The following is a 24,503-nucleotide window of genomic DNA, read 5'->3' on the forward strand; positions in this document are numbered from 1 at the left end:
AAATTACTGAAATGAAAACAAAAAATATATTATTTGCTGCTTTTTTAGTTGGCCTATTAAGCACTACCTCTTGTAATGACCTGCTGGATGAAAGTTACGGAAGTGTACCTACTGCGAATTTTCATCCAAAAACAGATTTGGAAATAAGTGCTCTTGTCAACGCTGCTTATATCCCATGGCGTAAAACTATGCTTTTATGGAACGGCGTAGTGCGTACCCAGGAACTTTCTGCAGATCAGGATATCATACCGGCACGCATCGGGATTGGATGGGTTGACGGTTATATTTATAAAAGATGGCACCAGCATACCTGGACTACTAATGATGATGGAATGTATCAGCCGTGGAGCCGGACATTTGAAGGTATTAATACCACTAACAGGATCATTACGCAAATCGAAGAGGAAGGGATTGTGCTTCCTTCCGATCAGGCAAAAAATTCTTTACTGGCAGAACTTCGGGTATTAAGGGCTTCGTACTATTACATTCTTATTGATCTGTATGGAAACGTTCCTTTAGTGACAAATTTTCGTGACGCATCACTCCCAAAACAGTCAACAAGAACTGAAGTATTTGACTTTATCGTTAAAGAAATAACAGACAATATCGATCAGCTTTCACAGGAAGCCAGAGGTTACTATTATGGTCGTATGAATAAATGGGTTGCTCACACTTTACTTGCAAAAATGTATCTAAATGCCGAAGTATGGCGCGGACAGGCAATGTGGCAGCAATGTATCACCCAATGTGATATCGTTTCCGCATCAGGTTTTTATGCACTTGAGCCAAATCAAAAGAACGTTTTTGTAACAGAAAATCAAAATTCCAATGAAATTATATTTGCCCTTCCGATGGATGAGAAATATGTATCAGACTGGAATGCTTTCGATTTCCATATGCAGACCCTTGCCCAGGAAAGCCAGCAGACCTACAATATGACATTTGCTCCATGGGGAGGTGTATGTGCCACCCCACAGTTTATCGAATCTTTTAACCCCGAAGATAAACGTTTGCAGCAAAACTATATTCAGGGGCCACAGTTTGCCCGCAATGGTGATCCCCTGAGCATAAATTATACTGTTTCAGTTCCTTCTATTGACGAGTCAGACAAAGATGACGGCTACCGTTGGGGCAAATTTGAAATAAAAATTGGTGCACAAAATCGTCTTGGCAATGACTTTCCTGTATTTAGATATGCAGATATACTGCTAATGAAAGCTGAGGCACTTATGCGCTCAGGTCAGCCTGGTGCAGGCAATTTAGTTACACAGGTGCGTCTGAGAAACTTTGATGATGCCAGTGTTGCAATTGTAACAGACCAACAGCTTATTCTTGGAAGCAATTATGATTATGGCCGAAGGGATACTTATTCACAAACCCATGAAGGTTCGGCTGATTTGATATATGGACGTTTTTTAGATGAACTTGGCTGGGAATTCTGCCAGGAGGGACGACGCCGTCAGGATATGATCAGATTCAATGCCTTTACAACAAGGGCATGGTTCTCGCACGATCCATCAAATTCCAACAAAAACCTGTATCCAATACCTCTGCAGGCAATACAGACTAACAGTAATCTGATACAAAATCCAGGTTATGGTAATTAAAATATCCCAATTCTAATAATTATAGATTTTTTGTAAAATCAAAACCCTGCAAATCAAATGATTTGCAGGGTTTTTTATTGGCTGGCAATGCAGTTTATAGTCTGGTTAACTTTTCCATTCAACCCTTTTTTTTATAATAAGGTCCTTATAGTTAATAAATATTTAAGCATTTATGTTAGAATGGCTGGTTAATTAAAAAAGTGTAGTTCTTAGAGTATTTTCTCTTCTACTTTTTTACCACTATAATTTATAACCTTCTTCAATCCATCAGGCATTACTATAGTAAATTTTCTATTGTATAACATTCCATCATATTGTCCTTTTCTACTTGAGATCGTTAATTTCTTTGATGCTTCATTCCATAAAAATTCAATCTCTGTATAAGCGCCTTTCTCATAATTATAATTATCAAATTCATCTTCATAAAGTATAAAAGACCCGTTTTTACCCGGATACACCTTTATTTCAAGATTATCCCACTTTTTCTCCGCTGCAAACTCTACTTTGGGGCCAAAAGGTATAATAGCTCCGGCCTTCACATAAAGAGGAATCATATCAATAGTGGTTTTTCTTGTAATCTCCTGTCCACCATTAACTTTCTCATTGGTCCAGAAATCATACCATAAGGTTCCGGCAGGCAGATATACTTTTCTTGATTTCTCTGCAGTAAAATCGACAGTATCTTTGTCTTGATTCTCTTTAGATCCTTGTTTATTCCATCCTGTTTCTTCATTTACTTTTACTACCTTCTCTGGAGTATATTGTGCCTGTACGACAGGGGCTACAAGAATTGATTTTCCAAACATATACTGATCGTTAATATCCCAAACTTTTTTATCGTTTGCAAAATCCATAAACAATGCACGCATAAAACTGGACTGCTTGCTAGTAACATCCCAGGAAGTCGAATAAATGTATGGTATAAGTGCGTAACGCAAATTGATGAACTTTTCTATAGCATCATAAATAGGTTCTCCTTTTTTACCAAAATTATAAATCTCCCTTGGAACATCAGTACCATGAGAACGCATCATAGCATTAAAAGCACCAAATTGCAGCCAGCGAACATAGAGTTCCTGATACAAAGGATTTTTAGTGCCATTTTGTCCATTTTCAGCATTATTATATGCTCCGGCAAAGAACCCTCCTATATCTGAATTCCAGTGCGGAATTCCAGTAAGTGTAAAATTCAAACCAGCAGGTATCTGGTTTCGTAATGATTCCCAGCTTGAACCTGTATCACCCGACCAGGTATTAGCGCCATAACGCTGCTGGCCGGCAAAAGCAGATCGGGTCAAAATAAATACACGTTTATCTGAGGTGGTTTTACGCTGATGATCATATACGCCTCCAACGGCCATAAGCGGAAAGGCATTACGTACTTTTCGGAAAGATCCAAGATAGGTTTTTGTATCATAATCTGCCGGTTTTGCCTGTAGATGGTCCGGCTCTGTTGAATCCATCCACCACCCGTCAATTCCTTTGGCAAATAATCCTTCATTGGCGTATTTCCAATAAATATCGCGTGCTTCCGGATTGTAAACATCGTATACTCTGACTCCCGACGGATAATCGGTATTTGGCGGCCAGGTCTCTGAACCGGATTCCGGCCAGGTAATAATATTGAACAGCATTCCTTTTTTATCCATTTCCTTGTAAGGTTTTGTTTGGGGACCAAAAGATGACCAGATCGAAATAATCATATGAGCATTTAGATTATGAACCTCTTCAACCATTTTCTTGGGATTTGAAAACTCCGGATTCAAAAAATCCATTGCATTCCAAAGATAATTGTTGCCCCAGTACTGCCAATCTTGTATAATGCCATCTAAAGGAACGTCTAATTCACGATATTTTTTAACAACACTTACCAGTTCATTTTGGCTTTTATAACGTTCCTTACTCTGCCAAAAGCCGTAGGTCCATAATGGGAACAGTGGTGCCTCACCTGTAAGTTCTCTCATTTGGGTAATCACTCCATCTGCATTTCTGCCATACAAGAAATAATAATCTACGGCATCTCCTACAATCGATTTAAAAGAAGTTTCGTTGGAGTCGTCGTTAAATTCTGTTGGAGAATAATTGTCCCAATAAAGTCCATACCCTTTTATTGATTGAAAAAAAGGCACAGCATCTTCCAGATTACCTTGCTCCAAATGATATTTTTGATTTCTTTGGTTTAAATTTCCTCTTTGATGTTGCCCCAGCCCGTATATTGGTTCTTCTTTATCTAAGCTGAAAGATTGAGATACCGTAAAAGTCTTTACTCCTGTATCATCGAAAGATTCAAATTTTGTGCTCTCAGGTTTTTCTTTTAATAATATTTCTTTTGAAGCCGAAGCAAATGTTACATCACCTGAAATAGAATTTACTGCAACATTTAGTTTGTCAGATTTTAAAATTATACTGTTGTTGTCTGCGTTGACACTAAAAGTAGTTTTAGATGGTTTTAAAATTACCGACAGGCTCTCTTTTGAAAAAGTTTTTTCAGTTGGAAATTTAATAACCCTGACAATAGAGGGACTATAAAATTGTATCTCGATAGTGTTACCGTTGGCGGTCATTTTAATTCCCTGAGTGGTCTTCTGGAAATTTTGCCCCTTGCTGTTTAAACAAAAGAGCAAGGCAATTAATAAGGAGTAAATAATTTTCATTTCTATTAATAAAATTAGATGGTTTGTAGTGGGATAAAAATAGTTTTTGTACTTTTTAAAGACTTTAAACTATGTTGAAACTATTATAACTCTTGTTGAAATTAGATTTCACAAAACGCTAAAACACTTAAAATCAGAAATAAAAAAAGGGATTTTAAAATCCTTAGGTTGGATTTATTTTTTAAGTTTAACTAAACCACTCCTATGAACTGAAAGTTCACGGATTTGATTGACTGACTGAAAGTCTGCAAGGTAGTAACACTATTTATTAACTACAAATTACACGAATTAGGACAAATTTAATTTGTAACGCTTTTTGGCTACTCTTTTTTTGACATATCTGGGACCAATAAAACATCTTTAGAAAGAATTATTTATCAGCTGTAAAATTCAGCTACTTCCTAAAGCATTTTCATCTCGGCACTGACTGGGTGTTTTACCAAATGCATCATGAAAACACTTGGTAAAATACGAAACACTATTAAACCCGACTTGCTCCGATATGTCAGCTATTGTTAATTTTTTATCCAACAAGAGTTCTGCCGCTTTTTTAAGTCTTATGGCGCGAATAAAATTAGTTGGTGAATGATCTGTAAGAGCAATAAGCTTTCTATACAGGCCCGTACGATCCATATTCATATTATCACTAAATTTCTCTACAGTATAATCCAGATTAGACAAATTATCTGCAATACATTTAAAAGCACGCTCAAGAAATTCCTTATCAATTGGGTTTACTGCAAGTGATTCAACTGTCACTTCCTTGTCTTTACTAAAAGCTTCTCGTCTGGTAAAGCTTATTTCTAATAGCTTTTTTATACGAAGCACGAGCAAATTAATATCAAATGGCTTTACCATGTAGGCATCTGCTCCGGCCTCGTATCCTTCAAAACGTGCTTCATCAGAGGCTCTTCCGGTAAGCATAATAAGAGGTATATGACTGGTCGAAATAGTAGTGCGCAACGATTGACAAAGCTGCGAACCATTCATCTCTGGCATCATCATATCTGTAATGATCAAATCAGGAGTATGATCGACTGCTTTCTGTAATCCTTCGATTCCATTATCTGCAGTAAGTACATTGTAATGTTTTTTTAATTCATCAAACAGATAGGCTTTAAAAACACTATGATCCTCAACAATAAGGATGTTTTTTCTGGATTGCTCATTGCCTGATTCAAAAAATGTTTTTTCTGTCTTTCTCTGAACACAAAGCTGGACTCTAAAACAGGTTCCATGTCCCGGACTACTTTCTACACTAACAGATCCTCCATGCATTTCTGCATAATATTTCACCATGTACAGCCCTATTCCGCTGCCTGCTGCCGAGCTATTTTGATTGTCTGCCTGGTAAAAACGATTGAATATATTGTCAATCTCTGCTGAAGATATTCCGACACCTGAATCTTCAACCAAAACAGTAAGAATATTGCCTTTTGCATTTATGGAAGCAGATAATTTAACAATTCCCCCGGAACCGGTAAACTTGATTGCGTTTGACAGTAAATTAATAACTATTCTCGTAATCTTTTGCCTGTCGATATATAAATCGATATTCTGTTCCTCCACTGTCCATGATAAGGAAACTCCTTTTTCTGCCGCCATTGGCAGATAAGCATTACATAATTCGGTCAGGAATGAAAGATTATCATAAAAATGACAATGCAGTATTTCCTCTCCAGTATCTATTTTTTTAAAATCAAGCAGCTGATTAACAACATCTAATAACAAATCGCTATTAGAACTAATACGTAAAAGATCCTTTTTTATTTCTAAATTTTCAACTTTTGAAATAAGAGATTTTAACGGTGTTATTATTAATGTAAGCGGAGTGCGTAATTCATGACTTATATTGGTAATAAAGTCAGACTTCGCTCTTTCAACGGCATAGTCTTGTTGTTTTTTCTGAATTAAGGCATTTCGTCTTGCGATAGCTTTAAAAAACATCCACATTCCCAAACCCAGCATTAGAAAATACAAAATCTTGGCAAAGGTCGTTTTCCAGATGGGAGGCGTAATTATGATCAATAACTTTTTTTGCTTTCCAGGCCAGTTTATGCAATCAGAACTTGCTTGTACTTCAAAAATATATTCCCCCGGAGAGATATTGGTATAATTGGCTTCTCCAATTCCTGATGCGGTATTTTCAATGCGCCAGTTCTCATCAATACCCTGTAGTTTATATCGGTAATAAGTCTTTGTGGGATTTATATAATTCAGTCCTGAAAAACCAATGCTGAAAAAGTTTTGGTTGTAATTAAATCGTATGCTATCAGTTTCTGGCATTGTTTTATTTAAAACAATATTTCCATTATAATCTTGTCCTCGTACTACGTTTTTTCCAAATAATTTTAAATTAGATAGTATCGGGTTTAGTACATATTGATTATCCTCGGTAACACCACTTTGCAGGTTATTCATCCCGTCGATCCCACCAACAAACAACCCCCAATTTGAAGATTTAAATACAGAACGTTCTGTAAAAGGATACTCTAAAACCCCACTATATTTATCATGGTTTTCAATTTGAAAGCTTAAGCCGCTTCCCTTATTTTTCTTTATAATATGACTAATGCCGCGAGAGGTTGTAACCCAGAAGGAATGGTCTTTTTTATCCTCAACAATTGCCTTGATGCTATTATTTACTAATCCTTTATCCGTATTTAACTGATACAATTTATGCCTTTTATTATCCCAAACACTAAGACCATTATAAGTGCCAACCCATAAATCCTGATCTGAATCAGAAAGCAGACAGGTATACCTATGGTTTTTTTGACTGAACATTGGATATTTTTTTTGGCTCTGAGCCAATGGCATAATTATTTTAGTACCACTAAAATTCATTAAAAAAGGTCCTTTGGCTGAAATCCCAACCAATTGCTGGTTCCATTGGGTTATTTGGATTACATTGGCAAGCGAAGTGACTAAAGACGAAAATCCGAAAGAATTGAAAGATTTATTCCATTTCAGAATCCCATCGCCTGTACAAACATAAATTTCCTTGTCTTTTGTTTCATATACATAATTGGTAAATTGTGTAGTGTAATGCTTCAGTATCTGATCGTTTCCTAATAGGTATAAACCATTTGAGGTCGAAATCCAGATTTGATTATTAGAATCTTTAAATAACGAATTGCAAGATATATCAGGAAGTAAGGTTTTGAATGTTTTAGAACGATCAAGAGGCAGTTTTGCTTCAAATAAACCTTCATTACTACCAATGAGCATTTTACCGTCAATAGTTTCTTCAAAACAATTTATTTGTAATTCACGATCGTCTTGGAACTTAAAATATTTTTTTGAGTAGTATTGAAACCGGGAACGATCAGGATGATGGTAATAAATTCCTTTATTTAATGTTCCGGCCCAGAGTCCACCTTGATAATCAAATAAAACGGTACTTACTTCTGTTTTAATTTTACGCTCATCAATCAAAGTCAATTCAGGATAAAAAGTACCAACAGTACTTCCGGCATGAAAGTACCAAAGCCCTTTACTGCAGCTCATGAAAAAATCTCCCTTATCATTTGCCGCAAAACAGTTTAGCCAATACGAATCTGTCTGTAACAGTATTACAGATTCCCTGGTTTGAATGTCAAATCGAACAAGCTGCCCTTTATCTTTTCCCGCCCTAACCACATAGATATAATTATTTACTGCGGTTGCATGCTGCCATTGGGTAAAATTATCAGAATTATCTTTGACTATAAATAGTTTATAAAGTTCCTTTGCCATTGCCCGGTCAAAACAACGTATCAGTCCTGATTTATAGATTAAATACAGTAGATTTTTATGAAGGACCAAATCATATAAAATGTCATCAGAGCTGCCGGCAACAGAAACACTATTTAAAAAGGTAATAACCTTTTTTGAACCCTGCTCATAGCAAAGTAATTTTCCTAAATCGTTAACAACCCAGATGTTTTTTTTCTCATCGACAAATAAATTCGTTGGTTTGCCTGTAAAACCCAGAGAACTTAATAGTTCCAGAGGATGGTCTTCAGATCGCTCTTTTGCAACATTAATGAGATTGATTTTTCCTCTGTATTTAAACCAAATGCGATTGTTCTCTAAATAACTGTGATGAAAGCCTGTGTAAGATATAAGCGGAGCAGCATTATCGTCATCAATTTCTATCGTTTTAAAACCAATACCATCATAAAGGTTGAGCATTCCCTCTGTAAAAACCCCAATCCTTCCGTCTTGCAATTGAATAAAATTACGAATCTTCTCTTCATTAAGTTGCTGTCTGACTTCAATTGGGGAAAACAATAAGTCTTGTGCGAATGCCTTATGAGCATAAGAAAAAAGCAGGATGTATATTATAACTTGCAGGATTTTGTAAAGTTGCAAAACTTTTTTCCACATAATTCTATTTATCAAAGATTTAAACGATACTATTATCATCTATTTGAAGTAATTCTTTTATATTTCAGTTAAGATTTTAAACTAATTGAAATCTTTAATTAGCTTTCAGTTCAAAAAAATATTTAATCAAACATAAATTCAAGACTTTAGCTTCTTTTTGAAACACATTTTTATTTATATTCAAATTTATATAATTTTTTATCAATGTATTAATCATATCTATCCACAATAGAAATCTTTACAAATAATTCTTAAACATATATGAGATTACCCCATTTAATTGGGATGAAAACAGAAAATTAAGCCTAAATCCCTTTGACGACTTAGTAAAAGAAGAAAAACTTATCTGTTTTAACCCACTTGAAGATTAAACAGAAATCTGAGAAGACGTGTTGAAAATGAAAATAACCACTACCAAAAGACCTTGAAAAACGAAAGAAGCAAATTGACGAATGGAAAAAAAGCAGGTTGGATAAAGAAGAACCCCTACTAACAGCTAAGGTTTCGTTGCGTGCGTAGCGCTAACAATAAAACCTGTGTTGAATTAGTGTTTATCAATATTTAAAACATTAATTTATTTATTTTAGTTAGGACACTCAAGGTTAAAACAACAATTTTTTATATCTTCGTGTTTCTACGAAAAAAGTGAAATTATAAACCCATAAATACCTAAGTATTATATTGTTAAATAAAAAAAGTAAGTCAGTAATTATTTTAATATTTATGAAAAAGTATTTAAAACACATATGATTTATTTTTATTTTACAAATTCCAATAACAAAAAATTATGTTGATCAAAAATAAAAACATTCGATTATTATTTATCATAGCAGCTTGTTTTTTGATAATGCCAACTACTACAATAATAGCACAAGGAGGCCCTCCACCTCCTGGTGATGATGTTCCGGAAGTGTCAATAGATAACGATTTGTTAATATTATTAATTTCAGGGCTTTTATTAGCTAAATATATCACCAAAAAACAAAAAATACGACCTGGAAAAGATTCAGGAAAAAATATCTGATGAAAAAACTTAAATAATTGTTACTACAATTTTTAAATAACATAAAATCAAAATTATGAAAAAAATAATAACCGTATTTTTTTTACTTATTTCTATTAAATCATTTTCTCAAATATATTTTGGATCGGATAGCTACATGTATGTAAAAAATGAATTACTGTATGTTAGTCAGGATATTGATCTGCAAGCGAATTCAGCTTTATATTTGAGAAATCAGTCGCAATTACTTCAAGGAACGACAGGTGTTTCTTCTAATAAGGGTACGGGAATTGTTTCTGTGTATCAAGAAGGAACTTCTGATAATTTTGATTATAATTATTGGTGTTCTCCTATCGGAAATGCTTCTGCAATTACCGGAAATGAGAATTTTGGAGTTACTATGCTGTCCAGGCCTACATCTGCCATAACGTCAACTCCAGCTGTAATATTACCACAAGCAAGCCGGGATGGAATTGCAAATCCATTGTCAATAGCAGCGCGGTGGATTTATAAATTAACGAATGCAAACAGTTACTCCCAATGGATTTATGCTGGAAACACAACCACAATAGCACCCGGAGAAGGATTTACTATGAAAGGTACAAGTGGAACTGATAATCTAGATGCAGAGGGGAATGGCGTTCAAAATAACCCGGGAGGAAATGGTGCACAAAGATACGACTTTAGAGGCAAACCAAATGATGGTAATATAAACGTAACGCTGGGGACTAACAATGCAACCTTAACAGGAAATCCATATCCGTCGGCTTTACATCTTAATGCCTTTCTTTTAGATCCGGATAATACTGCCGGAACTGGAATTGCCTATTTTTGGGAGCAGGACAGATCTGTAAATTCTCATCTTATTCTGGACTATAGAGGCGGATATGGAAGCTATGCACCCATCAGTCTGGAGTCAAACGGGGTATATGTTCCCGCTACTTTTAATTCTTACAACAGTGATGGTTCCCTCAATACAACCGGTACATCCTCCGGACTTGTAATTGAACGTAAATATTCACCCATTGGCCAGGGATTTCTCTTAAATGGAGCAACAAATGGGATCGTTACATTAAAAAACTCGCACAGAGCCTATTATAAAGAAGGGAACCCTCAAACTAAATTTGAACGCCGTGCAAATAAAACTTTGGGAACAAAAGAATCAGTATCCCAAGTATCCTGTTTAAAATTGAATGTGATCCTTAACGATCAGTTTACAAAACAGATGGCATTAGTACTTTCGCCTGATGCAACAGACGGAATAGACAGAGGAATAGATGCTTTAAGTATGAATACCAACTTACCAAATGATGTTTACTTTTTTTTAAATGATGCCAATTATGTAATTCAGGGTGTTAATTATGACATTACCAAAAAAATATCTTTAGGCGTAAAAGCTACAGATGATACTTTTTTAAAGTTCTATGTTCCCGAAGTTATAAACTTTGATCCTTCTCAGGCAATATACATCCATGATGCCACTAATGATTCATATCATGATATAAAAAACGATATATATGAAATTGCAGTTCTAAAAGGGACATACAATGACAGGTTCAAAATTGTTTTTAAAGATGACAAAACTTTAGGTGTAGAAAATTTAAACGAGACGAAAATTATTATAAACCAAAACAACCTCACCCATCTGTTAACAATTTCAAACAGCAATCGAATGGAATTAAAGTCAGTAATAGTTTATGATATGTCAGGTAAAATTGTCCTGTCAGAGGAGCTTGGGACTGATCATAATTATTCATTTTCTACAAGTGGATTGAGTAATGGCATCTATATAGTAAAATTAGTTACTACCGATGAATCAAAAATCACTAAGAAAATTTTCATTTCTAATTCAGTCAAATAAAATAGGCTTCAATGTCTATAATATATTACTTAAATTTCATAATACTGGATTTAATATAATGAAAATCACTATTTTTGATTAGAACTGAGACAGTTTTTCTATATTGAAAATGGAGATCCTTATTGCTAAAAGACCGCTGGCCAATTTAATGTTTATAAAATATTGGCAGTTAGAATAATCAACTTAAAGAACATTTAATAATCAAAAGATTCCTAATGAAAAATAAAATTCTACTACTGTTTTTTATTCCTTATTTATCCTTTGCCCAAATCGGGATAAATACCACCGACCCCAGAACAACATTAGATGTCAACGGAGCGGTTACGCACAGGGAGGTAAGCTTTGCCGTGGCTTCTAATGCAGTGAACATTACTACAGGTACTTCATTGGCCAATATTACAGGTACTGCTACAGGTACGGTTACAGTAACTGCTTTTGTTCCAACTGTTAACGGACACTTATTAATCATTTCCAATAATACTACCGGCGGTTTTGGTGCAACGTTTTCAGGAACAACTATTCCTAATGCCCAGGCCATAAGTTTTGTTTATACCAATGGCGCATGGAAAACTACAATAGGGTCATCAATAGTATCAACTAATTTGTATAATAGTGATGGTACACTGACAGGCAATCGTACTGTAGCCCTCGGAGCTAATAGTCTTACTTTTTCAGGTAGTACAGGAAGGGTAGAATTCGCAAATGCGTTCGGATTTGCCAAAGATACACCCAGGGGGATAGCAACAATATATAATGCTACAAATGGTGACGCGTATGGTATCGAGCAGGTTTCAAGCAGTCAGTCAGGAACATCAGCTCCAGCTTTCCGTTTATTTACATCAAATTTTACGGGGATACCACCCTATCTTGCTTTTGGTAAATATACTACTGCAACCGCTTTTACTGAATATGCCAGGTTTCATAGTAATGGTTTTTTTGGTATTTGGACTGGTACTGGAGTAAGTTCTACCTTACATGTAAATGGCAGTATTGCCACTAGTATTATTGTTATTTCCGGAAATTTAACATTAGCTGTGAACCATAAAACAGCAATCATTCCGCTTGGGTCTGCATTTACCGTTACGTTGCCAGCTGCTTCAGGAATAACCGGGAGAGTTTATACCATTGTCAATAATACAGTTGATGCAAAAACCATAGGAAGTTATATTGATTTAGCCGGGGCTACTGTAACCACTATCGGTGCAGCAAGCAGTGTAGAAGTACAGAGTGATGGTACCAATTGGCGTCAGATACAATAGATTAGCCTTCTTATTTAAGTACAAAGTTTTTTGAAGGAAGTCATGAACTAAAATTTATGCCAGAAAACCAAATTTAAATAAAACTTAAAGACAATTAAAATGAAAAGTAAAATTCTGCTGCTGTTTTTTATCACATATTTCTCCTTTGCCCAAACGGGGATAAACACCACCGACCCCAGAACAACATTAGATGTCAACGGAGCGGTTACCCGCAGGCAGGTAAGTTTTACTGTGGCTTCTAATGCAGCCAATATTAACACACAAACTTCACTTGCCAGTATTACAGGTACCGCTACCGGTACTGTTGCGATAACAGCATATGTCCCGACTATAAATGGACACATATTAGCCATTTCCAATAATACTACAGGTGGTTTTAATGCAACGTTTGCAGGCACTACTATTCCCAATGGGCAGGCCATACTTTTTGTCTATACTAACGGAGCATGGAAAACAACAATAGGATCATCAGCAACGGCAACCAATATTTATAACAGTAATGGTACCCTGACTAACAATCGTACGGTAACGATGGGGGCTAATAATCTTACTTTTTCAGGCTCCGGAAGACCTGAATTTCAAGCCCCGGTTGGGTTAGGATTTGCTAAAGACACACGAATGGGAATGGCAGCATTGTATGATGCTGACACGGGTGACGCCTATGGTTTAGAGAAAGTTTCAGCTGCCCAGACTGGTACAACAGATGCGTTACGTGTGTTTACATCAAATATTGGATCAGCATATCTCGCTTTTGGCAAATATACTACTGCAAGCGCTTTTACTGAATATGGAAGGTTTACTAATGCTGGAAATTTTGGAATTGCTACTACTGCACCAACTTCTACTTTGCAGGTCACTGGCAGTATTGCCAATAGTATTATAGTGATTTCCGCAGACCTAACATTAAATGATACCCATAAAACAGTAATCATTCCACTTGCGTCTGGATTTACCGTTACACTGCCGGCGGCAGCGGCCGTACCGAGTCGAATTTACAGCATTGTCAATAATACAGTTGGTGCAAAAACAATAGGTAGTTACATTAATTTAGCCGGGAGTTCAATAAACACAATCAATGCTTCAAGCTGTGTTGAAGTACAGAGTGATGGTACCAACTGGTATCAGATACGATAGGCAGATCATTTTTATTTAGATATTTGCTGATTATCAAATTATTATTTTTAAAATCCAAATATTCATTTTCGTATTATCAGGAAAATGCATGTCAATATAATGAGTAACCTTTATTTCTGTTACACAGAAAATCTCCTGCCAGAACACACAGGAGATTTTAAAATCTAACACAAAATATAACTAAACAATTATACCAATTAGACATATATAATGGTCTATTTGTTCTTTTGTCATCGAGCGGATTCGAAATGCACTGATGGTTCCCGACTTTAGCCTGTCCTGAGCTTTTATTGAAGGGTCGAACTAACAATTGGAAATGTAAATGGTATATTCAAAAAGTTCTCTTTATTTAGAAAACTCTACAGTACTCAATTTTTTCCAGCTACCACGTGTGAAATCAGGAATTTCAACTGGTGCCGAATTATTATCCAAAGAAATTTCCGTTAACGGACTTAAGCAGGACCATTCTGCCAAATCGTAAACATCCATATCTAAAGGAAGTCCTTTTTGGATACAGTAAAACATACGGTAATCCATAATAAAATCCATTCCGCCATGACCGCCTACTTTTTTCGCCATCTCTTCGATGTCTTTCACAATCGGATTTTTATATTTTTCCATTAATATTTTTTTCACATCCTCAGATACAAATTCTTCTGCATTCAGGTTTTGATAATTTTTAGCAATCTCTGCTCCTGCTTCTTTGGCATCAATGGCATAACCTTCAACGGGATATTTGTTCGCAAATCCTTTAGTTCCTGACAACTGGTACATTCTGCTATACGGTCTCGGGCTTGTAACATCATGCTGAATCTGGATTGTTTTTCCCATTTCGGTACGGATCATGGTCATGGTATGATCACCATTTCTGAAATCGGTTACTACTTCTCCCGTCTTTTCTTTGATGAATGCAGGATTTCCAACTGCTTTGGTATCCATAGAAACTAAGAAATTCATTTTATCCCCTCTGTGAATGTTGAGCGCCAGACACGCTGGTCCCATTCCGTGTGTTGGATACACATCGCCTCTGTGTTTGCGATTATAATCCATACGCCAGTTGTTCCAGTAATTTTCCCAATACGGCTGTAATCCGTGAATGTAAGAACCTTCAGCATGAAGAATTTCTCCAAATAAGCCTTGCTGGGCCATGTTTAAAGTCGTCAGTTCAAAGAAATCATACACACAATTCTCCAACATCATACAATGTTTACGGGTCTTTTCAGAAGTGTCAATAATATCCCAGATTTCCTTCATTGTTAAAGCCCCCGGAACTTCTACCGCAACGTGTTTTCCGTCTTTCATAGCTTGTACGGCAATATTGGCATGATGCTTCCAGTCGGTTACGATGTAAACCAGATCTACATTTTTAAGTGCTGTTACTTTTTTCCAGGAATCTTCCCCAAAGAACACTTCTGCTTTTGCTTTTCCATGTTTTACGAGAGTATCATTGGCTGTTGTTGTTCTCTCTTCTGCCATATCACACAGCGCAACAATTTCTACTCCGGGTATATGTGTAATTCGCTCAACAGCTCCTGTTCCGCGCATTCCCAAACCAATAATTGCCACATGAACTATCGGAATTGCCGGCGTCGCCAAACGCAAAACATCAGTCTGCCCTTTGTCTCTTTTTGGTGCTTTTGTTTTTATGATTTGTGCAGATGCATCACAAATTTTTAATAGCAAAAAGGCTATCAATAAAAATTTTAAACTTGAACTTTTCATTTTTTTTTAATTTAGATAATTTATTGAGATGAGTTACTCGTCATTATTTTGTTTTGTTTATACTTTTATGTAAGTCTTGTTTTTATGCATGTACCAAAGTATGAAATAAAGGATTCCGAAACCTGCTAAATCGCAAAAGGCATCATAATAGGCTCCTGTAAATTGTTCAAAACCAAAGAAAATTTGTTTGGCAATTAAAGAAAAATTAAAGACATGTGATCCAACATACGCTGCAATGGCATTAAGCCCAATAACCCGAAACGGATATGCCCATTTGGTATAGCCTTTTACATCGACCAGCCAATAAAATAAAGCTAACAAGACAAAACTAATCCCTGATGAGAATAGTACGAATGAACTTGTCCATATTTTTTTAATAATGGGGTGCCACAAACCTATGATTAAGGATGCAACTATTCCGGTTATACCAATAATAAGCAGATAACTGGCAATTTTTTGTCTGGATAAAGATGACAAAAGCAATTCTCCTGCAAACAATCCCGACATGGTGGTTGCAGTAAAACCTAAACCGGTTAACAACCAGGAATATTGTGTCTGGTCATAGAAACGTCCGAAAACCTGTTGATCAATATAAACAGGAAGATTTTTATTGGGTAATAATTCAAAAGGATGCCCAAATAAACCCGGAACTTCTAATATGACAGTATACAGAATCAGGCAGCTTACAAAAAATATATACCTCCCTTTTTTTGAAAAATTGATATAAGCAATACAGGAAAACAAATAACCAACAGCAATGGCCTGAAGTGTGTTACTGAATATATGAAACCTGGAAATATCCAAAAACAACAAATTGCCCTGAACAATCCATCCCAAAATAAACAAAATTACAAATCGTCTTAGAATATGGGTATATAATTTAGTATCTGATCCTGTTTCGGTGCTTCTTTTTCCTAATGAAAACGGAATAACAACACCCACAACAAACAAAAACAAAGGCATAATTACATCGTAGAGATGAAACCCAATCCATTCCGGGTGCTCAAACTGGTCAGCTAAAGTCCTGGTGAAATTGGTTTTGGCAGCCGAATTTAGGTTATAGAAAAAACGATCGGCCACAATAATCATCAATAAATCAAATCCTCGCAGAACATCTACAGACATCAATCGGTTATTGAAAATGCTTTTATTCATTTGGCTTATTTCTTTATTTTAATTTGATAAAGTAATCCCTGATATTGATCAAACACTAAGGATTACTTTTAAATTATCTTTACTTCGATAGCTCAATGCCATTAGATTTTAAAAATGACCTTTTCAAAAAACTAGTAATCCAATGGTAATTTTGACAGGCTATCGATGACAAACTACAATTCTAATGTAGAGAATTTAGGACCTTCAGGGAAGTTGGCAACAGCTGCCCATCCTGAAGTCATTTCGGTAATTGCAATACCAATTGAACTTCCTAAAGTTCCTAATTGTGTTTTCGGAATACTAAATTCGATAGCATTTGTTGTATCAGAAAGACTAACAATTGCTGATGCCTTTAAGTTAGCTCCGGAACCTGCGATAGCTCCCCATCCCCATCCACCGTTGGGATCAGTATGGTTATAAAAATCTCCCCAGCCGTTGCTTACCATCGGGCCTTCGAATAAAAATTCTGCTCCTGAACCACCCGGCCAATTGCCATGCAAAAATCCGGTTTGCGTATTACCATCGGTATTGATGTACATGTCTACCAATTCCAACAGCATTTTTTTGTTTCCTTCCAAATACACATTTACGTTTGGACCACCCGCCCAAATTTTAATTTTTTGGATTGATCCGTTTCCTGAGGTATTTTCGTCAGTAACTGCAACATCATCCCAATCTGTAAATTTACCGTCAATTTTAATGTCGATGATTATAATTCTTGGAGCATCTATAACTTTTGTAATAAATGCTTCTTCGCCTGCATCATTTGTAACAGTTAATGAAACCCTAATTTCACCTCCTATTTTATAGGTATAAACAGGATCTTTTTCATTTGAGACATAATAAAGATCTCCAAAATCCCATCTATATTTAGTAGCATTTGTAGAAAGATTGGTAAAAGTAAAGGTACTTCCGTCATTGGTAAATGAAAAATCAGCAACAGGCATTGTTTCTGAATCCGAAGATGAACTGTCACTCGAACAAGCTGTTAGCAATAACAACGCCATCAGCATTGTTACATATTTGGTTAATTGTATTTTTTTCATGGTTTTTTGGTTTAAATATTTTATAACTATTTAATGATAACCGTTTGTGATAATTTGTTGAAACCTGTTGTAGCTTCCCATAATCCCGTATTAGCAAAACGAATACAATACTCTGGTCTGTCTGTTAGTTTTGAGGAACTATCTTCAATTTTCAGAAGTACTTCATAAGTACCTGCCGGGATTTCTGACAAGCTCACCGATTCTTTTAAATCGAAAGTTACTCTTGGTACCACTTTTCTCACATCAAAACTTAATTTTTTCTTGTACACTGTTCCGTTTACAGTTGCTCTAAAAATTAAAAAAGCATTTTTAGGATTATACACCGGAGCAAAACCTGAATTATTAATAAAAGCGTTTAATTCTAAAGTTCCGTTTAAGGCAACTTCTTTTTTAATGCTTGAAGATGCTAATGCAAGTCTGTACCCTAACTTTCTTTCAAAATCGGTAAAACAATTGTTGTTTCTCCATTCCTGCAGAACCGGACCGTAATAATCAAGATTTAAGTAGGTCCATTTTAAAAGCGTCATTTCTTTTTCGGCAATACTGCAACTTGCAATCGGAACATCTACGGGCGGACAAGTTTCACCTCCTGTTGGGACAAAAAGGGCTTCATTACTTACATACGTTTTTTCGGCAGTTACATTCTGGTAGGTTCCATAATCATCAACGCTGGCCATAAAACAATCGTTATGAAAACCCAAACGGGCAGTATTTGTAGTTCCATAACCTACTGTAGCATCCATTGCGGTTGTAGTTGCAACGAAATCTTGTTTGATTTTTGGCGTTCTTACCTGAATTTTAATTTCTTTTGGAAAAGATTCCAAAAGTTTATCCAGTATCAATTTTTTATTCGCTGGTGTAGTCAACTGGTTAGTGGTGTAATACCACTCACCCCAGGCTCCCACAAAACCTGCCTGAACAAAAGCAATAACATCCTTGTTCTCCTCAAAAATGGGTTTCAACTGATCTAAATGTCCTGAAATTACGGCAACAGAAGCATCGGAACCATCCTGGGCATCGGTATAAGCAAAACGCAAAACACATTTTAAACCTGATTCTCTAAGACGTGTAAAATCGGTTTTAATAAGGTCTAATTGTGTCTGGCTTAAAGCAGTCGTTTTAAACTTTTCCAAATAATACAAACGCAAAATAAGGCTTACATTTTCTTTCTTTAAATTATTCAAAGATGCCGCAGTCATTGCCACACCTTCCGAATTCACCTGCCAGGTATGCATAAATCCACGTTCCGGATTGGTAAAAACTTCATTAGAAACCGCGTAAGTAACTTTTTCCTGCCCGCTTGCTTCTTCTTTATTGTCACCACTATCACTCTGACAGCTACTTGCAATATTAAGGAAAAGGCAAAATGCTATTAATAAATATTTCATTTTTTGCATAATTAAATTATCTGATTAATTTTATTCATTCACAAAAGTGATATCCGTCTTCCAATTAATTATATTTATCATTCTGAATAAATTTTCCTTTGCCTTCGCTTATTCTCTCTAACGAAAAAGGAAACAATGCTTTATAAGGCTCACTTTGGCTTGCTGCTCCATTCAAAGAAAGTGCATGTTCCGTAAATTTTCCGTGTCTGATTAAATCTGAACGGTATTGACCGTTTTCACACCAGTATTCATGAGATCTTTCCAACAGAATCATATCATTAAAACTGGCCAGCGTATTATAATCTACCAGTTCAATTTCACTGATTTGGGCTCTTCTTCTAACAATATTGACCAAATCGATAGCCTCTTGTGTTGGTGTACCAGTCTTGTTTACCAATGCTTCTGCTTTTGACAACAATACATCAGCATAACGATATACAATAATGTCAACTGTTGTTAAAGCTGTTGTTCTCGCTGCATCAGGATGAATTTTCAAAGGTATAGGTCCTAATTGCATGTAGTTAGCAGGATTTGCTCTGTTGTAAGTCACACCATCTGTACCTGTAAATTCTGCAATAAGAGCTGTTTTACGAATATCGGTTGCTTCAAAAGTATCATAAAAAGTCCATGAACTCTGAATAGTTCCGTAACCTCCACGCCCAGGAAAGTTAGCAGGCAATACCATCAGTTGCCATTGGTTTTCGCTGGTTCCTGCATAATCTGCCGGTACTGCCCAAATTACTTCTTTACTGCTAACAGGTGCTGTAATATCCCATAAACCGGCATAATTATCTTCTAACTCATAGTGATTCATTGCCATTATTGCATTGGTTTGTTCTTCCACCTCTGCCCATCTTTTTTCATGCAGATACAATCGGATCAAAACCATTCTTGCCATTCCGTTGCTGAATCTTCCGTATTGCGTTTCAGCAGGAGATTTCAAATCTACGGCTGCATCTTTAAGATCATTTTCAATGAAACTGACCATCTCAGCATTTGAAAGTCTTGCTAATGGCTCTTCGATCAATGGATTTTGAAGTATCTCAAGTGGTGCTACTACCAGAGGACCGTACATATCAAAAAGCTCATAAGCTAATAATCCTCTGGCACATTTAATTTCAGCAATAGCTTGTTTTTTTATCAAATCATTTACATTAGATTTTTGTATTCTGTCAATACTCAAAGTCATACCGCTTATTTTATTGTAAAATACATCATAAAAACGGGTAAAAGCGATAGATGTAGCTTTATAACTATGCAACGATGCCTCTTGCTGAACGCCATAAGGTCCTTGTAGGATTTCGGTCGTAGCATCCAGCATGAACATCAGTCCATTTTCTGAAGTAGAATGGATTCCATTTCCGTATGAACCTCTTAATGGATAGTATGCCGAAGCCACGATAGCCTGAATATCTGCTTCCGAGCTTGGAAAAATACTCGGATTAATCTCATCGTAATTGATTGATTCTAAATCATCACTGCATCCTGAGAAAACTAGTAATAGTAAAACTATTGTATAATTTTTTAAATTTTTCATATCTTTTTTCTTAAAACTTAAGGTCAACTCCTACTGTGAATGTTTTTACATTTGGATATGCTGCTGCATAACCATCTGTTTCGGGATCAATACCATCATATTTGGTAATAGTGAAAAGGTTTTGTCCATCTAATCTGACAGCGGCTCCCTGCATGTATTTTCCAAACCATTTTTGTGGAAGATTGTAACTTAACGATACGCTTTGCAAACGAACAAAGGAAGCTTCCTGCATAAAGAAATCGCCTGAACCATATTGTGTATAACCAAAATGAGAGCCCGGACGTGTATTGGTAGGATTATCAGGTGTCCATCTATTGTAAATATTTGTTGTAGCATTTCTTCCGTTTTGGGCTACACCCACAGCCGTTACACCATAAGTAAAATCAGTTCTGTCTATAATTTCTCTTCCAAACATTCCATTAAACATAAAATTCAATTGAAAGTTTTTCCAGGTAATTGTATTGCTTAAACCTGCTACAAAATCAGGATCTGAAGAACCTTTTAAAACGTAATCAGCATCGTCAATTCTTCCATCAGCAGCACCTGTTCTTAAAAAAACTCCATTTTCATCTGTTACCGGATTTCCAGCTCCATCTCTCACAAAACCATTAACATCTTTAATTTTTATCTGACCTGGATACAAATCAGGCTGTGCGGGAACTACTTCTCCAATTTGCATCACCCCATCAGCAATTTGAGAATAAACGGCACGAACCGGATCATCGTAACTCTCGTAAACTCTAGGTTTCCAGTCCGGAGATCTTTCTTTCCAATTTGTTCTGAATTGTGAATACGTAAAAGTACTTCTCCATTTAAAATCAGGGCGATCAATATTTAAGGTACTTAAAGTAACCTCTAATCCTTTGCTCTCTGTACTTCCAACATTGGCCCAAACCGTATTTATTTCATGATAACTGTTGATAGGCTTAAGCATCAATAAGTCCGAAACTACTCTGCTGTAAACCTCAACTGAACCTGACACTCTTCTATTGAAAATTTCAAAATCCAAACCTAGATTTTTCTCTGTCGTAGTTTCCCATTTCAAATCAGGATTTTCAAGTCTGGAAGGAAATACTCCAATCAATATTGATTCATCAGCATTCAAATAAGCAGGCTGTGCGTAAAATGCACCAAAGGCACTGCCTCCAATTTCAGCATTTCCTGTTTGTCCATATCCAAATCTAAATTTAAGCTGTGATACATAATCGCTTACAGAAGTCATAAATGATTCCTGAGATACATCCCAACCTACTGCAATTGATGGAAATAAACCATATTTATTATTTTTAGCAAACACACTTGCTCCATCACGACGTATTGTCGATGTCAACATGTATTTGTCTTTGTATGAATAATTAAATCTGGTAAAATAAGAAATGAAATTATTCTCTGTTTTTGATGAAGAAGTCAGTTTCGTTCCGGCTCCTGCATTCATATTATTCCATAAAAATGAATCGGTAATAAAGTTGCTGTTTCCTAAACCTGTTGTTTCGTTTCTATAGGTTTGCTGAGAATAACCCACCAATAAACCAAAAGTGTTATCTTCCAGTAATTTTTTTGTATAATTTAAAGTAAAGTCAAATAAATCATCATTTTTTCTTTGCGTATTGATCGATGCCTTACCGTTCTCTAATGCTCCATATAAAGTAGTTCTTGGCAAATAGGTATTTCTGCTTGAATTTCCCTGATCAAAACCTCCCTGAAATCTGGCTGTTAATCCTTCGATTGGTTTAATTTCTACATAAAAGTTGGTTAGCGATCTGTCTACAAGACCTTCATCTGAAATAGTAAGTAATGAGTATGGATTTGGCTCTAAGGCATTGTCCGGATTTATTGGATAATTTCCGAACTCATCAATCGCTAAAACCGCCGGACTTTGCTGTATGGCTGATCTGATAATTCCTGAATTCTCAAATTGTGAAACCTCTTCTCCAGTGTCAGCATTAAATTGTCCGCCTAATTGTGAGTTTTGATTTTTGATTCTGCTTTTGGTCATATTCATACCTAAATTCACATAATCCGTTAATTTCTGGTCAATACTAAAATGCAGTGAAGTTCTTTTGATGCCAGAGTTTTGAATAACACCATCCTGTTCAAATAGGTTTCCTGATAAAAAGTATTTAGTTGACTGAGTTCCTCCTCTTAATGACAAGTTGTTTTGCTTTACCATTCCATCTCTGGTTACCAATGATAACCAATCGGTTCCTTTTCCTGCACTTCTGATCTCTTCATCTGAATAAATTCTTTTGTACGGAATTCCATTCACCGGAGCAGCATTTGCCTCCTCTAAAGTTTTTGAAGAATACGGATATACTTTATTACTAAACTCCCAGTTTTCTCTCGAAGCATCATTTCGTAATTGCATCCATTCCTTCAAATCCAGCACATCATAACTGTCGTTGTATTTTTGATACGAGTAAGATCCTGAATAATCAACTCTTACATCACCTTCTTTTCCTTTTTTAGTTGTAATTAAAATTACCCCATTTGCTGCCCTTGCACCATAAATAGCGGTAGAACTGGCATCTTTTAACACCTCTATAGATTCGATATCATTTGGATTAAAAGAATTTAAAACGCCTTGTGTACCTCCGTCATAACGATTTCCGGAACCGGGCTGATCGAGGTTGGTAATAGGAAATCCATCCACAACGATCAAAGGCTGATTGCTTGCATTTATAGAACCTGCTCCACGAATCTGAATATTAAATCCCCCTCCAGGCTGGGCACTATTTTGAGCAATTTGTAAACCAGCCACTTTGCCCTGAAGCGCCGTTAAAGCTGATGGTGCAGATGATAAAGTCAAAGATTCTCCTTTTACGGAAGAAATAGCTCCCAATACATTTTTCTTTTTCTGAGTTCCGTATCCTATAATCACGACCTCATTCAGGGCTTTTGATGATGGCACTAATGAAACTGTAATATTGGTTTTGTTGGCTATTGCAACTTCTTTTGCTTCATATCCAACATAAGAAAAAATCAGAGCTTCTGTGTTTGATGAAACTACAATTGTAAATGTTCCGTCAAAATCTGTTGTTGTTCCTCTTGCTGATCCTTTTGGAACAATCGTTACGCCAATCATTGGCTGGCCTAATTCATCTAAAACAAGACCTTTAATCGTTATGTCAGCTACTGATTCTTTTGTAATTTCTGTTTTTTTACTGCTATCCAAGTTGGAAGCAGCAGTTACGTTAAAAACAGATACTATCAGAAATAAAACTGTAATTATTGCCTTTAAATTAAATTTTAATTCCTGATAGTTACCGTATAGTAACTTGTTACTTTTTTTCATATTATTCTGGTTAGTTTAATGGTTAATGTAAAAAGCATGCTTTGTAATAGTAAAAAATGGTTAGAGATTTTATCCAATACAAAGCGAAATGGTGCAAGTCATGTTACTTGTGATTTCATAATTTTTTTGGTTTTGTTTTTTGTTGTTTGGTTATTTTTATTGTTAATCTAAAACATTGCAGTTTTTTCTTCTCACTTAAAACCAACTGCATAATTCATTCTGTCTTTTCGAATTTTTATCCTCTTTACTTTCACTTTTTTGGATATGAAACCTATTTTCTTATTTAAAAAAAGGACTTAAAAAAAAGGTGTTTTTGTACTTACTTTTGGCTAAACTAAATAATATTTTTTAATAAACAATGGCAAAATCAAAAAAATGTGTTCGTGCACATGAAAAAAGTGTTTTCGAGCACATTTTTTAGAAAAAGTATTATTAAATTCTTACTGTTTTAAAATATTCATTGTAAAAAAATTC

13 protein-coding genes are annotated in these 24,503 nt (G+C 35.7%); 5 read left to right on the forward strand and 8 right to left on the reverse strand.

From position 1 onward, the window contains the following. The first annotated feature begins 11 nt into the window (after nt 1–11). Entirely contained in the window at nt 12–1,607 is a 1,596-nt protein-coding gene (locus tag J2W48_RS20515; protein ID WP_310283759.1) for a RagB/SusD family nutrient uptake outer membrane protein, read from the forward strand. A gap of 209 nt (nt 1,608–1,816) precedes the next feature. On the opposite strand, the gene J2W48_RS20520 is transcribed toward J2W48_RS20515, so the two are convergent. Both J2W48_RS20520 and J2W48_RS20525 read right to left on the reverse strand, forming a co-directional pair. Next, entirely contained in the window at nt 1,817–4,261 is a 2,445-nt protein-coding gene (locus J2W48_RS20520; protein WP_310283760.1) for a glycoside hydrolase family 31 protein, read from the reverse strand. A 390-nt stretch (nt 4,262–4,651) separates the two neighbouring features. Then, the gene (locus tag J2W48_RS20525) at nt 4,652–8,647 is read right to left on the reverse strand and encodes a hybrid sensor histidine kinase/response regulator transcription factor (protein WP_310283762.1); all 3,996 of its coding nucleotides are present in this window, start codon (nt 8,645–8,647) and stop codon (nt 4,652–4,654) included. Between the two features lie 772 nt (nt 8,648–9,419). Between J2W48_RS20525 and J2W48_RS20530 the strand changes: the two genes are divergently transcribed. From J2W48_RS20530 to J2W48_RS20545, 4 genes are all read left to right on the forward strand, one after another. Then, complete coding sequence (locus tag J2W48_RS20530) at nt 9,420–9,656, forward strand: hypothetical protein (protein WP_310283764.1); 237 nt, start codon at nt 9,420–9,422, stop codon at nt 9,654–9,656. 55 nt (nt 9,657–9,711) lie between these two features. After that, nucleotides 9,712–11,496, forward strand: coding sequence for a T9SS sorting signal type C domain-containing protein (locus J2W48_RS20535; protein ID WP_310283766.1), 1,785 nt, complete (start codon nt 9,712–9,714; stop codon nt 11,494–11,496). A 215-nt stretch (nt 11,497–11,711) separates the two neighbouring features. Continuing rightward, the gene (locus tag J2W48_RS20540; RefSeq protein ID WP_310283769.1) at nt 11,712–12,755 is read left to right on the forward strand and encodes a hypothetical protein; all 1,044 of its coding nucleotides are present in this window, start codon (nt 11,712–11,714) and stop codon (nt 12,753–12,755) included. Nucleotides 12,756–12,854: 99 nt separating this feature from the next. After that, complete coding sequence (locus J2W48_RS20545; RefSeq protein WP_310283771.1) at nt 12,855–13,889, forward strand: hypothetical protein; 1,035 nt, start codon at nt 12,855–12,857, stop codon at nt 13,887–13,889. 345 nt (nt 13,890–14,234) lie between these two features. Here J2W48_RS20545 and J2W48_RS20550 read toward each other — a convergent pair whose 3' ends face one another. The 6 genes from J2W48_RS20550 to J2W48_RS20575 form a co-directional block, all read right to left on the reverse strand. Beyond that, on the reverse strand, nt 14,235–15,611 hold the full coding sequence (locus tag J2W48_RS20550; protein WP_310283773.1) for a Gfo/Idh/MocA family protein: 1,377 nt from the start codon (nt 15,609–15,611) through the stop codon (nt 14,235–14,237). A gap of 57 nt (nt 15,612–15,668) precedes the next feature. Continuing rightward, nucleotides 15,669–16,766: an acyltransferase family protein gene (locus tag J2W48_RS20555; protein ID WP_310283777.1), complete on the reverse strand. Its 1,098-nt coding sequence runs from the start codon at nt 16,764–16,766 to the stop codon at nt 15,669–15,671. Nucleotides 16,767–16,939: 173 nt separating this feature from the next. Further along, entirely contained in the window at nt 16,940–17,812 is an 873-nt protein-coding gene (locus tag J2W48_RS20560) for a PKD domain-containing protein (protein WP_310283778.1), read from the reverse strand. Nucleotides 17,813–17,838: 26 nt separating this feature from the next. After that, the gene (locus J2W48_RS20565; protein WP_310283781.1) at nt 17,839–19,200 is read right to left on the reverse strand and encodes a DUF4832 domain-containing protein; all 1,362 of its coding nucleotides are present in this window, start codon (nt 19,198–19,200) and stop codon (nt 17,839–17,841) included. A 64-nt stretch (nt 19,201–19,264) separates the two neighbouring features. Then, on the reverse strand, nt 19,265–20,737 hold the full coding sequence (locus tag J2W48_RS20570) for a RagB/SusD family nutrient uptake outer membrane protein (protein WP_310283784.1): 1,473 nt from the start codon (nt 20,735–20,737) through the stop codon (nt 19,265–19,267). A 10-nt stretch (nt 20,738–20,747) separates the two neighbouring features. Then, the gene (locus J2W48_RS20575; protein ID WP_310283788.1) at nt 20,748–24,029 is read right to left on the reverse strand and encodes a SusC/RagA family TonB-linked outer membrane protein; all 3,282 of its coding nucleotides are present in this window, start codon (nt 24,027–24,029) and stop codon (nt 20,748–20,750) included. Nucleotides 24,030–24,503: the final 474 nt, after the last annotated feature.

The sequence above is a fragment of the Flavobacterium piscis genome, from assembly GCF_031457575.1.
GTDB classification, from domain to species: Bacteria; Bacteroidota; Bacteroidia; order Flavobacteriales; family Flavobacteriaceae; genus Flavobacterium; species Flavobacterium piscis_A.